The 2,272-nt window shown below is 69.8% G+C and carries 1 protein-coding gene; it reads left to right on the top strand.

What is annotated here, in order from left to right; translation table 11 throughout:
* Window positions 1-2,272: (Fe-S)-binding protein (locus tag ACI782_RS25990; protein ID WP_456913005.1), on the top strand; the 2,272-nt coding region annotated here is incomplete at both ends.

Below are 2,272 nucleotides of genomic sequence, written 5' to 3'. Positions count from 1 at the left end.
TGCAGATCGTCCTGGGGACGATCAGCGTGATCTTCCTGGTCGTCGCGGTCGTGTTCGCCTACCGGGCGGTGCGCGCGATGATCCGGATCATCCGGACCGGGCAGCCGGACGGCACCCGGTCCGGCCCGGTCGCCCCGCGGGTGAAGACGCTGGTCACCGAGTCGGTCGGGCACACCCGGATGCTCAAGTGGTCGACGATCGGCGTCGCCCACTGGTTCGTGTTCGTCGGCTTCTACGGCCTGTTCCTCACCCTCGTCGAGGCCTTCGGTGAGGTGTGGAACCCGGCGTTCCACCTGCCGCTGATCGGCGAGTGGGGCCTGTGGAACCTGTTCGCCGACGTCATCGGCACCGGCACGGTCCTCGGCATCCTGTACCTGATCTACCGGCGCCAGAAGGACCACCCCCGCCGTCAGGGCCGGGCCAGCCGGTTCGCCGGCTCCAACGAGGGCCGCGGCTACTTCGTCGAGGCCGTCGTCCTCGTCGTCGGCCTGTGCATCCTGCTGATCCGGGCGCTGAAGATCTCCTCCGACCTGACCGAGGCACCCGCCTGGTCGCACCCGGTCTCCGGCCTGCTGGCCACCGTGCTGCCCGACAGCCCCGACCTGCTCAGCGTCGTCGCCTTCGTCAAGATCGTCGTCTCGCTGGTGTGGCTGGTCGTCGTGTCGCGGCTGCTGAACATGGGCGTCGCGTGGCACCGCTTCAGCGCCTTCTTCAACATCTACTTCAAGCGCGAGCCCGACGGCGCCCCCGCGCTGGGCCCGCTGCAGCCGATGACCTCCGGTGGCGTGCCGATCGACTTCGAGGACCCCGACGAGGACGCCGTCTTCGGCCGCGGCAAGATCGAGGACTTCACCTGGAAGGGGATGCTCGACTTCACCACCTGCACCGAGTGCGGGCGGTGCCAGAGCCAGTGCCCGGCGTGGAACACGGGCAAGCCGCTCAGTCCCAAGATGGTGATCATGGACCTGCGGGACCACCTGTACGCCAAGGCCCCGTACCTGCTGGGTGCGCAGGCCGCGAGCGAGACCGCACCCGACTTCGACGTCCTCAAGCCCAGCGACGAGCAGGTCTGGGCGTCGGGCTACGCGCGCATCGAGGGCACCAACGACGCGCAGGCCCACCGCCCGCTGGTCGGCACCCTCGAGGAGGGCGGGGTCATCGACCCCGACGTGCTGTGGAGCTGCACCAACTGCGGCGCCTGCGTCGAGCAGTGCCCGGTCGACATCGAGCACGTCGACCACATCGACGACATGCGCCGCTACCAGGTGCTCATCGAGTCGAACTTCCCGTCCGAGGCCGGCGTGATGCTGCGCAACCTGGAGAACCGCGGCAACCCGTGGGGCGTGCAGGCCAGCACCCGCGAGGACTGGATCAAGGAGGTCGACTTCGAGGTGCGGATGGCCGACGGGCCGCTGCCCTACGAGGTCGAGTACCTGTTCTGGGTCGGCTGTGCCGGCGCCATCGACGACCGCGCCAAGAAGGTCACCAAGGCCGTCGCCGAGCTGCTGCACACCGCCGGTGTCGAGTTCGCCGTCCTCGGGTCCGGGGAGACCTGCTCGGGCGACCCGGCCCGCCGCATGGGCAACGAGTTCGTCTTCCAGATGCTCGCCCAGGAGAACGTCGCCACCCTCGACGGCGTCTTCGAGGGCCGGGTCCCGGGGATGCGCAAGATCGTCACCACCTGCCCGCACTGCTTCAACTCGCTCGGCCGGGAGTACCCGCAGGTCGGCGGCCACTACGAGGTCGTCCACCACACGCAGCTGCTCGGCCGGCTGGTGGAGGAGGGCCGGCTGACGCCGGTCACCCCGGTCGACCGCAAGGTCACCTACCACGACCCGTGCTTCCTCGGCCGGCACAACAAGGTCTACACGCCGCCGCGGGAGATCCTCGACTCGGTCAAGGGCCTGTCCACGCAGGAGATGCACCGCTGCAAGGACCGCGGCTTCTGCTGCGGCGCCGGCGGTGCCCGCATGTGGATGGAGGAGAAGATCGGCAAGCGGATCAACGTGGAGCGCACCGAGGAGGCGCTCGACCTCGATCCCGACGTCATCTCCACCGCCTGCCCGTTCTGCATCACGATGCTGTCCGACGCGCTGACCACCAAGAAGCAGGACGGCGAGGCCGGCGAGCACGTCGAGGTGCTCGACGTCAGCCAGATCCTGCTCCGCTCCATGGCCCCGGCCGGCGCGCCCGGCACCGGATCCGGCCCGGACGTCGGCACCCGGGCCGACGACGTGGCCGGCACCGGCTCGGCGGCCACGGAGCACGGCGC

The sequence above is a fragment of the Geodermatophilus sp. SYSU D00703 genome (genome assembly GCF_054050155.1).
Note: the sequence above shows the minus strand (reverse complement) of the source record. Positions and strands in the feature narration are given on the sequence as shown.